Below are 14,902 nucleotides of genomic sequence, written 5' to 3'. Positions count from 1 at the left end.
TGAAAAAATAAAAACATGCATACATACTATTCGAACCACGACCAGCCAGACTCATCATGCGAAAGACTGCATTGCTCCAGAAACTGATCCATGCACCGGAACTCCTTGTCATGCCGGGTGCCTTTGACCCCCTGTCCGCCCGCATCGCGCAGGAGGCGGGTTTTCCCGCGGTGCAGTGCTCAGGCTTCGGCATTTCCGTGAGCCGGCTGGGACTGCCGGACTACAGCTTCCTCTCGCTGTCCGATATGGTCGCGGCCACGCAGCAGATAGTCGACGCCATCGACCTGCCGGTCATGGCCGACGGCGATACCGGCTTTGGCAATGCCGTCAACGCTTGGTATGCGGTCAAGGCCTTTGAGCGCATTGGCTGCGCGGGCGTCAATATCGAGGACCAGGTCATGCCCAAGCGCTGCGGCCACCTGGAGGGCAAATCCATCGCGCCGCTGGACGAAGCAGTGCAGAAGATCCGCGCCTGCGCCGAGGCGCGCGCGGATCCGGATTTCGTGATCAACGCGCGTACCGACGCGCTTGCCGTGGGCGGCATCGAGGAAGTGATCCGTCGCGGCAATGCCTACCTGGAGGCCGGGGCGACCATGATCTTCGTGGACGGCATGACGTCCAAGGAGTTGGCGCGGCAGGCCGTGCAGGGAATTCGCGGGCCGGTGGCGATCAATGTGGTCGAAGGCGGCAAGTCGCCCGAGGCCTTCACGTTCGAGGAGATGCAGCGCATCGGCATTGCGCGCGTGAGCCTGCCCGCCACGCTGATGCTGGCTGCCATCCAGGGCATGCGTGACGCGCTGACGGCGCTGCGCGCCAACGGCTACGCCGGTGGCCCCGGGGCGCGGTTGGCGGACTTTCGCGAGCAGCTCGAGCTGGTCGGTTTCAAGGAGGTGTTCGCGCTGGAGCAGCGCTATTTGGCCGGGCTGCAGCATCCCGGCACCGCACGGTGAGGTGAGCACTATGTATGCATCACCGCGCAACATCATCGAGAAGATCTGGGACCAGCATGTTGTGGCGCAGCTGGATGGCGAGCAGGCGCTGCTACATGTCGACCGGGTCTTCCTGCACGACCGCGCCGGGCCGCGCGTGCTGGCCGGCCTGGAGGAGGGGGGGCATCGCGTGGCGCATCCGAGCCTTGTGTTCGGCACCATGGACCACATCGTCGACACTCAGCCGGGCCGGTGCGACGACACGCTGGTTCGGGGCGGGCGCAGCTTCATTGAGGCCTTTCGCGCCGCCACGCAGCGCTCGGGCATCCGCCTGTTCGACCTGGGCACTCCACGTCAGGGCATCGCGCACGTGATCTCTCCGGAGCTGGGCATCGCCTTGCCGGGCACCACCCTGGTCTGCTGCGACAGCCATACCTGCACTGTTGGGGGCATTGGCGCGCTGGCATGGGGCATCGGCACTACCGAAGGCGAGCATGCCGTCGCCACGCAGTGCCTGGTGCGAAGCAAGCCACGGACCATGCGGGTGTCGTTCCATGGCAGCCTCGGGCCGGCGGTGTCGGCCAAGGACATGGTGCTGGCCTTGATCGGCAGGTTCGGCGTCAGCGGTGGCGACGGGCATGCCATCGAATTTTCGGGCGAGGCAGTGCGGACGCTGGATGTGGAGGGGCGGCTGACCTTATGTAATATGGCCGTCGAGTTCGGCGCCTGGACTGGTCTGGTGGCGCCAGACGCGCGTACCGTCGAATGGCTGGCGGGGCGGCCCTTTGCCCCTTCAGGTGCCGCCTGGGATGCAGCGGTTTCGGATTGGCTCGCGCTGCGCTCGGACGATGACGCGCACTGGGACAAGGAGCTGGAGTTGGACTGCGCGGAGCTCGTTCCCCAGGTGAGCTGGGGAACCCATCCCGGCCAGGTCGTGGGCATCACCGGCGCAGTGCCGCCTCCCGCCGACGCGGATGCCGAGCGCGCGCTCCGCTATATGGAGCTGCACCCCGGGCAGCCGATGCTGGGKACTCCCATCGACGCGGCCTTCATCGGCTCCTGCACCAATAGCCGCCTGCCCGACCTGCGCGCCGCCGCGCAGGTGGTGCGGGGACGACGCGTGCGCCCTGGCGTAAAGGCCATCGTGGTGCCCGGATCGACCAGTGTGAAGCATGCCGCAGAAAGTGAGGGCCTGGATCGTGTGTTCACGGAAGCAGGCTTCGAGTGGCGCGAAAGCGGCTGCTCGTTGTGCTTCTTCGCCGGCGGCGATAACTTCGACCAGCCTGGCAAGCCCGGGCGCCGCGTGATCACCAGCACCAACCGCAACTTCGAGGGCAGGCAGGGCCCGGGTGTGCGCTCTCACCTGGCCAGCCCGGCAACGGTGGCGGCCTCAGCCATCGCCGGCTGCATAGCCGATCCACGTCCGCTGCTGCGCTAGGGAGCATCACATGGAACAGTTCATCCAACTGAAGGGAATCGCCGCTCCGCTGATGCGAGCCAACATCGATACCGATCTTCTCATTCCCTCGCGCGAGATCAACTCACCCGGGCGAGATGGCTATGGTGAGAAGCTGCTCGCGCCTTGGCGCTATGAAGCCAGCGGGAGCGGGAACGGACAGCGTGTCGAGCGCCCCGACTTTGTGCTCAATCGCGAACCCTACCGCCGGGCGACGATCCTGCTGGCCGGCGAGAACTTCGGCAGCGGATCCTCGCGCGAGGCCGCCGTCTGGGCGGTGCGGCAGTTTGGCTTTCGCTGCGTCATCGCGCCGTCGTTCGGCGCGATCTTCCAGAGCAACTGCTACCGCAATGGCGTGCTGCCGGTGGTGCTGCCCGCGAATGAAATTGCCGTGCTGGCTGCCGAAGCCGAGCGGGAGGTGCTGGAGCTGACCGTCGATCTTGAGTCCTGCACGGTGCGGCACCCGCAGGGCCGCTGCTTGCCGTTCATCGTCCCCCCGAGCGAACGCACCCTGCTGCTCGAAGGGCTCGATGCCATTGGCCTGACTTTGAAGCGCCGGGCCGAGATCGAGGCGTACCAGGCGGCGCTGCGTGAGACGCGTCCCTGGGTTTTGGCCGTAGAAGAGCCGCTTTGACATCTCAGGTGGCCAGAGACCGTGCTGGCCACCTCATCTCACCTCACCTCACCGAAACGGTTCGATCCAGACCATGACAAACACTGCATTCATCGGACTCGACTACTTTGTCGATATCACGCACCCGGACGGCAAGATCGCGCATTGCATCTCGCGATGAGTGGCGTCGTTAAGACGCCTCGATGCCGCTCCAGACCTCAGCTTGGGGTGGCTGGATCTACACGACGCTCGTCTTCACAAGGTTGCGACCGCCGCMCTTCGCCGCATAACAAGCAGTGTCCGCTGTCTTTATCCAGGCATCCCACGCCCCGCCATTCCGGTCGCTCCAGGCCACACCGATGCTCGCGGTAACGCTAACGCGCCCGCCGTCGATCACAATGGACATTGCTTCGATTCGCTTGCGAAGCCGTTCAGCGACCGCTCTGGCAGCTTGCTCGTCGACGTTCGGAAGAAAGAGCGCGAACTCCTCGCCTCCGTATCGCGCAAGGACGTCCCCCTCGCGCAGTCCATCTCGGACAGCTGTAGCAACCGACGCCAGCACGAGGTCTCCCACAGGATGCCCGAATCTGTCGTTGATCTGCTTGAAGTGGTCCACATCCAGGATCGCGAGAGCGCTGTTTGCGAGCGGCGCTGGAGGAAGGCGCCCCAGGAACCATCGGCGGTTACCGACGCCGGTCAGCGCATCGGTGTCCGCTGCAAGCTGAAGACCCGCTTCGCGCCGCTCCCTGACGAGTGTCACAACCAGCAGTGCAATCCAGAAATTGAAGAATATCTGAAGAAAAAAGGCAGTCGAAAAGTCAAATTCCGATGGAATATCGAGAACGATGCAAACGAGGCGCACAGCATAGATCAGCGCACTCACCAGGAGGCACGCAGCCAACGGACGACGCACAGGCAGTGGCTCGCTATGTCGGTCCTGCCATATCTCGACTGCCGAAGCTGCGAGGGACATTACCGCGGTCAGGTGAAAGACGCTCGCCCGCTGAGAATTCACAAGCGGGAATCCCGACACTATGCCAAACATGAACCATGCTGCCGGCACGAGTACGACAATCCAGTAAAGGCTCCGGCGGCGGCCACTTAGGCGCCGTATGCCGTCCCAGAGCAGCGGATAGGCGATCGTCCCTAAAAGAAGACTCAAATGCGTCCACAGCCAAAGCGGTAAGGCGGCCCGCTCCCCAAACGCAGCCAGCACTGCACCAATTGCCAAAGCAATCAAAGCAACGGCGAGACGCCCTAAACCCGTGCGCCGGGACGAACGCTTGCGGCTATGCAAGATTGCCGCAGCGCCTGCAATCAACGAGGTGTTGTGCAGAAGAATAATGGTGCCCACATCGAAAGTCGGGTGCATATAGCCCCTTCGGCTCCCATACACGAATTATCGAAGAAGCACTTTTCCACAAAGATGACTGGCGCGATTGGGATTTGCCCCAGCCCAAATCGCGCATGCACAGTGACTCGCCGCGGAACCGGGCAGCGACGCCCACTTTGGTATCGAAGTGGACGACGCGCTCGAAATGGCAGCGCAAACCGAAGTATAGCTGCGGCCGGGCCGGCGAACCGTCGCTTGTCTGCTGCGGATTCAACCTGTCGATGCAACGGATTGATGGCATCGTTCAGCCGGTGTATCGAAGTCTGGTGTCTTTCGGGGGCGCTCATTGAGCCGCCTCGCTCCGGCTAGCCCCGGCGGGCCTGGCGCTCAGAAGACGTGGCGGATGCCGACCAGCGCGCCAATCATGTTCTTCTGTCCGGGCGCCTGTGCGTAGCTGAACAGGTAGCCGATGAAGGGGCCATCATTGGCCAGGCTGCCGTTATGCGCCCACGCGGTCGTGAGATAGACGTCGGTTTGCCCCACGCGTTCATACAAGCCCGATGGGCGTCCCGTCAGACGAACCGTGGGATGGGTCCTCGTTGCGGCGTCTGGTCCGGGAGCGCAATCCCTTCCCGGTCGATGTAGCACCACCCCCATCCCTCAGGCGGGTCATACCCCTCAATGATTGGATGTCCGGTTTTCTCGAAATGCGCGCGTGCATGCTTGAGGGGAGAGCTATCGCAGCAGCCAACGTGACCGCAGGATCGGCACAAGCGAAGATGCACCCACGGACTGCCCACTTTGATGCATTCTTCGCAACCCAGAGCGCTTGGCACGACATCGCGGATCGTATTCGTATGGTCACAGGTCTTCATTCCACCTCCTTTGTCAGTCTGCTGAAGTAACTGTGGATCTGGGAAATGGCAGCGGCTCCATCGCCGACTGCGGCAGCAACGCGCTTGGTCGAGCCAGCGCGGACGTCGCCGATTGCAAAGACTCCGGTCATGCTGGTCTCGAGCGATGAGGTCGATGCGCCAGTAAGAATGAAGCCCTTGTCATCCGTCGCGATCGAATCGTTGAGCCAGCAGGTATGCAGCGTCGCACCGATGAACAGGAACAGGTGGCAGATGTCGTAGTGCGTCGAGGTCCCGCTGGCGCGAGAGCGGAGTCCGGTGGATTCATCGCCAAGAGCCGTCAGCTTCGGGAAGTTTGGCGGTGGTTGGCGTGAACCAGCGCGGCGTCACGCGAGGCGAGTTTCGATCGGCAACCCGGATTTCAACGTTTTCGTAAATACCAATCAACCTTTGGTATGGTCGATCAGCTCGAAGGCATCTCAGGATGCTCGAGTCGGCCGGCGATCCCCGCGGCCTTCACGTCTGGATCCCGCTCAATTTCCTCGCGACGCCAATCCCCTAAGGCTGTGCTCATGATTTCGGGCCGTGGCCGCTCCTTTCACTTGCGCACGGTTGGTTCGCGCGTCGATCCCCGTTGTCTCGTGCAATCCCAGGTGATATCAAAAGTTTTGAACGACATTGACAATACCGATTGGCTGTTCACACACTTTCCTTCGCTATAGTTCTTCACATGGACGGCGCGGATACGCAACAGAGCGAACAAGGTGCCGCCATGCAAGAACCAAAAATCATTGAATAAATTTCATCGGAGATATCACATGTCGAACGCCAAACTTGAAGTCCTGACCCCGCGCAACAGCCAACTGATCATCATCGACCACCAGCCCCAGATGGCYTTTGGCGTGCAGTCGATGGACCGCCAGACCATGAAGAACAACGTCGTGGGCCTGGCCAAGGCRGCSAAGATCTTCGASGTGCCGACMACCATCACCACGGTMGARAGCGAKTCGTTCTCCGGCTACACCTACCCCGAACTGCTCGACGTCTTCCCCGGCAAACAGACGCTGGAGCGTACCTCGATGAACTCCTGGGACGACCAGAAGGTGCGCGACGCGCTGGCCGCCAATGGCCGGAAGAAAGTGGTGGTGGCCGGCCTGTGGACCGAGGTCTGCAACACCACCTTTGCGCTGTGCGCGATGCTGGAAGGTGACTACGAGATCTACATGGTGGCCGACGCTTCAGGCGGCACGACCAAGGAAGCGCATGACTACGCCATGCAGCGCATGGTTCAGGCAGGCGTGGTGCCCGTGACCTGGCAACAGGTCATGCTGGAGTGGCAACGGGACTGGAAGAACCGCGAGACGTACGACGATGTGATGGCCGTGGCCAAGGAGCACTCGGGCGCCTATGGCATGGGCGTCGACTACGCCTACACGATGGTCCACAAGGCCGAGCAGCGCACCGCCACGAAGCACGAGTCGCTGGCGCCGGTCCATGCACAGGTGATCGAGCGCTAATCCTGCATTCGCGGGCTGGACGCTMCAGAGGGCGTCCAGTCGCGGCTTGAAGCAAGATCGCGATCTCAAATGAAAAAGGGAACTCCCATGTCCAAACTACCTTTGCTCGAACCCGCCGATTGTGCATTGATCCTCGTTGATGAACAGGCAGGCCTTGCGTTCGCTGCGGGTTCTCAAGACCCCCAGATTCTGCGCAGCAATGGCCTTGCGGTCGCGAAGACGGCGGTCGCTTTTGGCTTGCCGGTTGTGGTCTCCACCTCGGCCTCGAAGGTGTACAGCGGCCCATTGATGCCGGCGTTTCGAGACGTGCTGCAAAACGTCACGCCGATTGAACGCCGCAACATGAACCTTTGGGAAGACGATGCGGTGCGCGACGCGATTACGGCTACCGGAAAGCGTACGCTGATCATCGCCGGCATGCTGACGGAGGCCTGCGTGAGTTTCCCGGTTCTTTCAGCGTTGTCCGAGGGATATCAAGTCTACGTCGTCGCCGATGCTTGCGGTGGGCTGACACCAACAAGCCATGACCTCGCGTTGCGACGGATGGCTTCCGCCGGCGCAGTCATGACTTCCTGGCTCCAACTCCTTCTCGAATTCCAGAGGGACTGGACTCGTCATGACACCTATGAGAAGGCCCGCTCGATCGTGGTTGAGCATGGTGGCGGGTATGGCACGGGCCTCGCGTATGCGCGTGACATGATCAAGCCGGCATGAGCCGCCTCAATGTAGGCGCTTAATGCTCTGCGAGCCGCGCTGGCAAAAGAAGCCGGTCTCGGACGGCGGCTCGCCGCGCTGATCCGGCAGGCCAATATCCGTGTCGACTGACCTGCCGCTCGCGGGGGAGAAGTGGTGGCACTCGGGTTCAGGCTACCGGCTTGCGCCCGACGCTGCGAATGAGCTGGGTGACACGCCCCATGTACTGGTCGAAGTACTGGTTGGCCTGTGCCTGGCTGTCGATGGGCCGCGCGACGGTGCGGCCTTCGGCTTCGAGCTTGGCTCGGATCTCCGGTTTGGCTAGCGCGTCCCCGATCGCACCGCGCAGCAAGGCGACCCGTTCGGCGGGCGTGCCCTGCTTGACGAAGTAACCACCGCCGATCACGTATTCGAAGTCGGGCATCTGCCGGCTTTGCGAGATCAGGGGGATGTGTCTGAGCGGCGCAGGCAACGACCTCGAAAAGCTCGTCAGAACCTTGAGGCGGCCCTGTCCCTGCATGCTGTCGAACGCGGACTGGTAGGGCAGGATGGCAAAGTCCACCTCGCCGCCGGCAACGCCCTGCAGCGCGGGGGCGGCGCCCTTATATGGCACGTGAAGGAAGGGCGTGCCGATGCGGGTGCCGAGGGCGTCGCCCATCAGATGATAGATCGAGTCGATGCCGACGGTGGCGTAGGTCAGCGGCTTGCTCTTGTTCTGCTTCGCCAGGTCGAGGAACTTGTCCAGTGTGTCGGCAGGCAGGCCGCTGCGCACTAGGAGCACGATATTGGCGTCGCTGATGGGGGCCGCCAGCATGAAGTCCTGGGGCTTGTAGCGGGCTGCGGGATTCAGCAACGGGGACAGAAACACCTCGTTGATCGAGCCGTGAAAGAAGGTATACCCGTCGGCCGGCGCGGCCAGCACCTTGTTGGCGCCGATCACCCCGGTGCCGCCTCCATAGTTCTCGACGACCACCAGCTGCTTCACGCTCTTGCCGATGGACTCCCCGAATATGCGTGCAGACGTATCGCTGGCACCGCCCGCCGGATAGGGCACCACCAGCGAGAGGGGCCGGCTCGGGAAGATCTCCGCCGCGAAGGCTGGCAGGGTCGTGAGCAATGGGGAGCCGGCAGTCAGGCCGGCGTATTGCAGGAAGCGGCGGCGGGTGTGCGAAATCATATTTGTCTCCTGTCGTTCATTTTTTTTAAGCGAGATAGCTTCGCGCGAGGCTTGCCCAGAATGCGGCGCCTACCGGGAGGGCCTCGTCGTTGAAGTCGTACATGGGGTTGTGGACCATGCAGCCACCGTCTTCGCCGGTGCCATTGCCCAGGCGGACGTAGGCGCCGGGCCGATGTTCCAGCATGTAGGCGAAGTCCTCGCTGCCCATCACCGGCGCTCGCGCCACGACGTTCTCCTCGCCCAGCAGGCGGATCGCCACCTCGCGCGCACGCTCGGTCTGGCAGTCGTGATTGACCAGGACGGGATACTTGCGCTCGTAGACCACGTCGGCGTCGAGCTGGAAGCTGCTGGCCTGCGTGACCACGAAATCCTGCAGGCGGGCTTCGATGTGGGCGCGCACGCTGGGGTCGAGCGTTCTCACGCCAATCTTGACCGTCGCGGTTTCCGGGACGATGTTGTAGGTCGCGCCGGCCTGGATGGAGCCGACGGTAATGACCGCCGACTTCAGCGCATCGATCTCGCGGCTGACGATGGACTGCAGGCCAAGCACGATGCTGGCCGCACCCTGCATCACGTCGATGCCGTGATGCGGCATGGCGCCATGGGCCGACCGCCCGGTCAGTGTCACCGTGGCGCGGTCGAACGAGGCCATGGCCGGACCTGTGATGAGGCCGATCTGCCCGACCGGCAAGCCCGGGGAGTTGTGCAAGGCATAAACCTCATCGCAGGGAAATCGCTCGAACAAGCCGTCTTCCAGCATGCGCAACGCGCCGCCTTCGTTCTCCTCGGCCGGCTGGAAGATCAGGATCAGCGTCCCATTGAAATCGACGGACTCGGCCAGATACCGCGCCGCGCATAGCAGGATGGCCGTGTGCCCGTCGTGACCGCAGGCGTGCATCTTGCCGGGCAAGGTGCTGGCGTAGTCCAGCCCCGTCTTTTCCTGGATAGGCAGCGCGTCCATGTCGGCGCGAATGCCCAGGGTCCGCTTGCCGCGCCCTTTCCTCAGTGTGCCGACAACGCCCGTCGTGCCCAGGCCGCGGTGGACTTCGTAGCCCCAGCCCCCCAGCAGTTCGGCGACGAGGTCACTGGTGCGATGCTCCTCGAACGCCAGTTCGGGATGAGCGTGGATCTGGCGGCGGATCGCCACAAACTCTGGCGCGATGGCCTTGATGGCGCGCCGCAGGTCGGCGGGGTAGGGGCTCATGGGCTCGTCGGTATCAGGTGAATTGCCAGATTATCTTCGGATGCTTCCGTCGTATCCATGACAACTCTGGGGGCAAATCGTTGTATAAACGACAACAGTCAGACAACAATCAGACGACGAGTCAGGGATAGCGGATGGAAGACATGCTGGATCGGAAGCGGGCGCTGTGCCTGCTGCAGATCATCGAGACGGGCTCCGTGCGGGGCGCGGCGGAGGTGCTGGAGCTGGACCCCTCGGTGGTGAGCCGCGCGGTGGCCAAGCTGGAGGAGGACACGGGCCTGACGCTGCTGGAGCGGCGCGGGCGAGGCGTGGTCGTCACCGACGCCGGCCGCATGATCGCACTCTTCGCCCGCCGCCAGCAGGACCTGCACGACACGTTCCTGGCCGAGGTCAACAACCTGAAGAACGCCCAGCGCGGGCACATCGAAGTGGTCTTCGGGGAGGGCTTCATCGACCTGGTGTTCGAGCCGGTGCTGCGCGAGTTCCTGGTCGCACATCCCGACGTGACCTACAACATCCGGGTGGCGGGCACCGAAGAAACGGTACGCTGCATCCTGGAAGACGTCGCGCACATCGGACTGGTGTTCCAGCCGCCCAACGACGAGCGCCTGCGCTCGCACTACTCGCGGCTGGCACCAATCCGCCTACACGTTCGCAAGGACCATCCGCTGGCGCGGCGCCGCAATGCGCTGACACTGGCGGACCTGGCGCCGCACCAGGGAGCGGCGCTGGTCGAGTCCTTCGGCGTGCGCAAGCACGTACAGGCGGCGGAGTTGGACGAGCACATCACGCTGAAGCCCATGCTCGTCACCAACTCGTTCAAGGTCTTGTGGGAATTCGCGGCGATGGGGCTGGGCTACATCATGACGCCGCGCTCGGTGGCGCTGAAGGGCGCGCAGTTTGCCGATCTGATATCGCTGCCGCTGGCGAATCCGATCCTCAATAACAGCCGCATCCACGTCGTCACGCGAGCCGGGCGACCGTTGTCGCYGGTAGCCGGCACCCTTCTGCGGCACCTTGTCAAGGCGTTGCCCTCGGTCTGAGTTCACGCCAAGGGCAGGCTGTCGCGTGTGACTCCCAGTCTCGCTTTCGGGGTCATCGTACCATCGCACCTTTTGTCCAGAACCCCGTTTATTGCCATAATAGCGACCGTTTCTGACCAGATCCTGCAAGGGGCCGGTCAATCGTCTGTTAGTCGTAAGGCACTTTTTTGAGTGGCGCATGGAAGAACAAATCACCGTCTACGCTTTCCCGGTATTCCTGCTCTTGATGCTGGCGGAACTGGCTTACGGCCTGTTCGCCGGTCGCAATACCTATCGCCTGAATGATGCCCTCAGCAACCTGAGCCAGGGCTTGCTAAGCCAGCTGGTGGCCAGTGTCAGCCAGCTCTTTCAGATCGGCCTGTACGTCTTGACGTGGCGCCGGGTGGCACTGTTTCCCCATGCCGGCCTGTGGGGCAGTGTCTGGGGTTGGCTGCTGGCGATCGTGATGTTCGATTTCTGCGACTACTGGCTACATCGGGTCGGGCATGAAAGTGCGGTGTTCTGGGCCGCCCATGCCGTGCATCACCAGAGCCAGGATTTCAATCTGTCCACCGCGCTGCGGCAGGAGAGCACGGTTGCCTTCCTGGGATGGCCGTTTTACTTGCCGATGGCGTTGGCCGGGGTTGCCCCGCAGCAGTTTGCGCTGGCCGGCCTCATCGTGCTGCTATACCAATTCTGGATCCATACCGAGCACATCGGCAAGCTGGGCTGGTTTGACCGCGTGTTTTCCTCGCCGTCCAACCATCGTGTGCATCATGCGGTCAACGACCAGTACCTGGACAAGAACTACGGCGGGATGCTGATCATCTGGGACCGGCTGTTCGGCACCTTTGCCGAGGAGGAGGAGAAGCCGGTGTATGGTACTCGCAGCCCCCTCAATAGCTGGAGTCCGCTATGGGCGGTGGCTTCCGGTTATGTGCCGCTGTGGCAACTGGCGCGCCGTGCGCCACGCTGGCAGGACAAGCTCAAGGTGTGGTTCAAGGCGCCGGGCTGGCTGCCACCCGGCGTGAGCGATGATAGTGCGCCCTTTGACCTGCAGCGTGCACGCCAGCGCTTCGATCCGCCGCTGGTGGCCGGCGCCGCGCCAGCGGCCCTGCTGCAGTTCGCGCTGCTGATGATGGCAAGTGCCGGCTATCTGTGGCAAAGCGATCAGATGGGGAGCGGCCTGCTGTGGGGGCTGGCACTGTTGCTGATAGCCGGTCTGGCTGGTCTGGGCGCCCTGCTGCAAGGGAGGATGCGGCCACGCAGCCTGCTGGGGCTGGATGTGCTGCTGTTGTTGCTGCTGGCCGGATTGCTGTGGCGCTGACTGGCACCCAGCCGCCAAGTGAAAAAACGGTGGGCTGGACACAATAAAGGCGACATCTTCTCTCAGGGCCGTGCGTGCACGCTCCCTGAGGTAGGCACTTCGGMTTCCCGCATCGTTCTTGATCAAATCCCGCGGATTCGCACGCGCGCGACGACCACGAGGTTGACCGGTCCCAGCCTCATCTGGGTGCGCAAGATCTGGAGCGCCTGGTCGATCAGCGAAGCCTTTGCCCGAGGCGCTGCCGCGACAAGGAAGCGCTCCTCGAAGGCCTGGCGCTGATCGTAGCAGTTGAACGCGATGGCTGTGGCCGTCAACAGTCCCAAAGCCCGTCGTAGATGATCAAGACAAAACGGGGCGACGTCATCCAGGCTCCGCGAAACTGCGCCTTGTATGGGTCTTGCGATACTACCGCGATGAAGCTCGGGCCTGTTGGTCGGATCGAGGYCGGTCCTCACGGTAGGCTTCTACCAGATGGTGTGCAGTTTCCTGCATAACATTGGGGTGACGCCGGAAACGTGACCGGACGATCGTTGCAACGGGGAGGGCGCGGCGTCGATCGCAGTGCACGGCAAGAAACGGCGCCGCGACCACATGGCCCGCGGCGTCCTTTCGCAGAAGGGTCTTTTTCTGTATCCTTAAACCCGATTGACGATGGTGCCGCCAGAGCCGTCGCCMCGCAAATCGCTCCATCTCCCGCGCGAGAAAATGCTCTGCGCGCTTGTCGGTAAGAGCGACGGTAAGGCCCCAAGTTAATCACAGCCAATCCCATTCACCACGCGGGTTTGTGGCGGCCTGTTAATCATGGAGTGGGAGTAAATCCCGTTGGGAAGCATTGTTCGCTAGTTGATTGATTATTAAGGCCCTGTTTTTGCAGGGCTTTATATTTCGGATTACCGTCTGGTAGTTCGCGCATTTTTAATAATGCCATGGCGCATGAGGGCTCGCCGGTTCCGGCCATGTCCTGCGCCATGGCGTTCGCCTGTCAAATTATCCGTATGCGGCCGCGTTTGTGAAAAGCATCGATGCATTGCACGGCACCGGCGCGGCGGCGGATAATAGTGGCTACATCATTTTGAGCATCATTTTTAGAATTCCCCATGGAAATTAAAGTCAACTTTCTCGATAAGCTACGCCTTGAAGCCAAATTCGATGACTTCACGGTAGTGGCCGACCAGCCTATCCGTTATAAGGGCGATGGCTCGGCGCCTGGTCCCTTCGATTATTTTCTGGCCTCATCGGCCTTGTGTGCTGCTTACTTTGTGAAGTTGTACTGCGTAAGCCGAAATATTCCTACCGAAAATATCCGCCTGTCGCAGAATAATATTGTCGATCCGGAAAACCGTTACCAACAGATTTTCAAGATTCAAGTTGAGTTGCCGTCGGATATCTCGGAAATAGACCGCCGAGGTATTTTGCGCTCTATCGAGCGTTGTACAGTGAAGAAAGTGGTGCAGGCCGGACCCGAGTTTGTCATTGAAGAGGTAGAGAACCTAGATGCCGATGCTCAGTCGTTGCTGACGTTGAAGCCGGCTTCTGACGCCAGCACCTATATTGTGGGCAAGGATCTGCCGTTGGAGCAGACCATCACCAATATGTCGGGCGTTTTGGCAGACTTGGGCATGAAGATTGAAATCGCTTCGTGGCGCAATATCGTTCCCAATGTGTGGTCGCTGCATATCCGTGATGCGCACTCGCCCATGTGTTTTACCAATGGCAAGGGAGCGACCAAAGAAAGCGCGTTGGCGTCGGCGTTGGGAGAGTTTATCGAGCGCCTGAATTGCAACCATTTTTATGGCGGTACGTTCTGGGGCGAAGACGTCGCCAATGCGCCGTTTGTTCATTACCCGAATGAGCGCTGGTTCCAGCCTGGCCCTGAGGATGCGCTGCCGGCTGAAATTCTGGATGCGTACTGCCTGGAAATTTATAATTCCGATGGCGAATTGTATGGCTCGCATCTGTACGACACTAACTCCGGCAATGTACAGCGCGGTATCTGTTCGCTGCCGTATGTGCGGCAGTCGGACGGCGAAGTGGTGTATTTTCCGTCCAACCTGATCGAAAACCTATTCGTCAGCAATGGCATGAGTGCCGGTAATACCCTGGCCGAAGCGCAGGTGCAATGCCTGTCCGAGATTTTCGAGCGGGCGGTAAAGCGCGAAATTCTGGAAGGTGAAATCGCATTGCCTGATGTGCCGCACGAAGTGCTGGCGAAATACCCTGGCATTCTGGCCGGGATTCAGGGCTTGGAAGAGCAAGGCTTTCCGGTGCTGGTCAAGGACGCGTCGCTGGGTGGGACCTATCCAGTGATGTGCGTCACCTTGATGAATCCGCGGACAGGCGGTGTCTTTGCCTCGTTCGGCGCGCACCCAAGCTTCGAGGTGGCGCTGGAGCGGAGTCTGACGGAATTGCTGCAGGGGCGCAGTTTTGAAGGCCTGAACGATTTGCCTCAGCCCACTTTTGTCAGTAACGCCGTGACTGAATCAAACAACTTTGTTGAGCACTTCATTGATTCCAGCGGTGTGGTGTCGTGGCGCTTTTTCAGCGCCAAGGCGAATTTCGAGTTTGTTGAGTGGGATTTTTCTGGCCAGGGTGAAAACTCCAATGCCGAAGAAGCCGCAACGCTGTTCGGCATTCTCGAGGACATGGGCAAAGAGGTGTACATGGCGGTGTATGACCAACTGGGCGCCGTGGCCTGCCGGATTTTAGTGCCCGGTTATTCGGAAGTTTACCCGGTAGAGGATTTGATCTGGGATAACACAAACAAGGCGCTGTTGTTC

Annotated in this window: 16 protein-coding genes; 8 read left to right on the top strand and 8 right to left on the bottom strand. The window is 61.5% G+C overall.

The window, feature by feature from the left end; translation table 11 throughout:
• The first annotated feature begins 56 nt into the window (after nt 1-56).
• Genes AC1DS3_RS16180 through leuD form a run of 3 tightly spaced genes read left to right on the top strand, consistent with a single transcriptional unit; the run spans nt 57 to nt 3,019 of the window.
• Nucleotides 57-950: an isocitrate lyase/PEP mutase family protein gene (locus AC1DS3_RS16180; protein ID WP_441630378.1), complete on the top strand. Its 894-nt coding sequence runs from the start codon at nt 57-59 to the stop codon at nt 948-950.
• Between the two features lie 10 nt (nt 951-960).
• On the top strand, nt 961-2,367 hold the full coding sequence (locus tag AC1DS3_RS16175; protein ID WP_441630380.1) for a 3-isopropylmalate dehydratase large subunit: 1,407 nt from the start codon (nt 961-963) through the stop codon (nt 2,365-2,367).
• 10 nt (nt 2,368-2,377) lie between these two features.
• Entirely contained in the window at nt 2,378-3,019 is a 642-nt protein-coding gene (leuD, locus tag AC1DS3_RS16170; RefSeq protein ID WP_441630382.1) for a 3-isopropylmalate dehydratase small subunit, read from the top strand.
• 217 nt (nt 3,020-3,236) lie between these two features.
• Here leuD and AC1DS3_RS16165 read toward each other — a convergent pair whose 3' ends face one another.
• The 4 genes from AC1DS3_RS16165 to AC1DS3_RS16150 form a co-directional block, all read right to left on the bottom strand.
• Nucleotides 3,237-4,370, bottom strand: a complete 1,134-nt coding sequence (locus tag AC1DS3_RS16165) for a GGDEF domain-containing protein (RefSeq protein ID WP_477127529.1) — start codon at nt 4,368-4,370, stop codon at nt 3,237-3,239.
• Between the two features lie 348 nt (nt 4,371-4,718).
• On the bottom strand, nt 4,719-4,874 hold the full coding sequence (locus AC1DS3_RS16160) for a hypothetical protein (RefSeq protein ID WP_441630386.1): 156 nt from the start codon (nt 4,872-4,874) through the stop codon (nt 4,719-4,721).
• A 29-nt stretch (nt 4,875-4,903) separates the two neighbouring features.
• Nucleotides 4,904-5,206 carry a UBP-type zinc finger domain-containing protein gene (locus AC1DS3_RS16155; RefSeq protein ID WP_441630388.1) on the bottom strand — a complete coding sequence of 101 codons (303 nt, stop codon included), beginning with the start codon at nt 5,204-5,206 and terminating at the stop codon, nt 4,904-4,906.
• Nucleotides 5,203-5,529: an FAD-dependent oxidoreductase gene (locus AC1DS3_RS16150; RefSeq protein ID WP_441630456.1), complete on the bottom strand. Its 327-nt coding sequence runs from the start codon at nt 5,527-5,529 to the stop codon at nt 5,203-5,205. Before AC1DS3_RS16150 ends, AC1DS3_RS16155 begins: the two co-directional genes overlap by 4 nt.
• Nucleotides 5,530-6,003: 474 nt before the next feature.
• Here AC1DS3_RS16150 and AC1DS3_RS16145 point away from each other — a divergent pair, with 474 nt between their 5' ends.
• Nucleotides 6,004-6,702, top strand: coding sequence for a hydrolase (locus AC1DS3_RS16145; RefSeq protein ID WP_477127528.1), 699 nt, complete (start codon nt 6,004-6,006; stop codon nt 6,700-6,702).
• Between the two features lie 87 nt (nt 6,703-6,789).
• Entirely contained in the window at nt 6,790-7,416 is a 627-nt protein-coding gene (locus AC1DS3_RS16140; RefSeq protein WP_441630392.1) for a hydrolase, read from the top strand.
• 148 nt (nt 7,417-7,564) lie between these two features.
• Here the strand turns inward: AC1DS3_RS16140 and AC1DS3_RS16135 are convergent, their stop codons facing one another.
• Nucleotides 7,565-8,572 carry a tripartite tricarboxylate transporter substrate binding protein gene (locus AC1DS3_RS16135; RefSeq protein ID WP_441630394.1) on the bottom strand — a complete coding sequence of 336 codons (1,008 nt, stop codon included), beginning with the start codon at nt 8,570-8,572 and terminating at the stop codon, nt 7,565-7,567.
• Between the two features lie 25 nt (nt 8,573-8,597).
• Nucleotides 8,598-9,776, bottom strand: a complete 1,179-nt coding sequence (locus AC1DS3_RS16130; protein ID WP_441630396.1) for a M20 aminoacylase family protein — start codon at nt 9,774-9,776, stop codon at nt 8,598-8,600.
• 134 nt (nt 9,777-9,910) lie between these two features.
• Here AC1DS3_RS16130 and AC1DS3_RS16125 point away from each other — a divergent pair, with 134 nt between their 5' ends.
• Together AC1DS3_RS16125 and AC1DS3_RS16120 are read left to right on the top strand one after the other, a co-directional pair.
• Nucleotides 9,911-10,819: a LysR family transcriptional regulator gene (locus AC1DS3_RS16125; RefSeq protein WP_477127527.1), complete on the top strand. Its 909-nt coding sequence runs from the start codon at nt 9,911-9,913 to the stop codon at nt 10,817-10,819.
• A gap of 178 nt (nt 10,820-10,997) precedes the next feature.
• The gene (locus AC1DS3_RS16120; protein WP_441630400.1) at nt 10,998-12,125 is read left to right on the top strand and encodes a sterol desaturase family protein; all 1,128 of its coding nucleotides are present in this window, start codon (nt 10,998-11,000) and stop codon (nt 12,123-12,125) included.
• A 122-nt stretch (nt 12,126-12,247) separates the two neighbouring features.
• Here the strand turns inward: AC1DS3_RS16120 and AC1DS3_RS16115 are convergent, their stop codons facing one another.
• Both AC1DS3_RS16115 and AC1DS3_RS16110 read right to left on the bottom strand, forming a co-directional pair.
• The gene (locus tag AC1DS3_RS16115) at nt 12,248-12,448 is read right to left on the bottom strand and encodes a hypothetical protein (RefSeq protein WP_441630402.1); all 201 of its coding nucleotides are present in this window, start codon (nt 12,446-12,448) and stop codon (nt 12,248-12,250) included.
• A 476-nt stretch (nt 12,449-12,924) separates the two neighbouring features.
• A complete protein-coding gene (locus AC1DS3_RS16110; protein ID WP_441630404.1) occupies nt 12,925-13,095 on the bottom strand; it encodes a hypothetical protein in 171 nt (56 codons plus the stop codon).
• A gap of 127 nt (nt 13,096-13,222) precedes the next feature.
• On the opposite strand from AC1DS3_RS16110, the gene AC1DS3_RS16105 reads away from it, so the two are divergent.
• A partial coding sequence (locus AC1DS3_RS16105) for an OsmC domain/YcaO domain-containing protein (protein ID WP_477127526.1) occupies nt 13,223-14,902 on the top strand: 1,680 nt, incomplete at its 3' end.

Source organism: Cupriavidus sp. 01L46 (assembly GCF_056399905.1).
The sequence above is the reverse complement of the archived record's forward strand: the minus strand, read 5'-3'. Positions and strand labels throughout refer to the sequence as shown.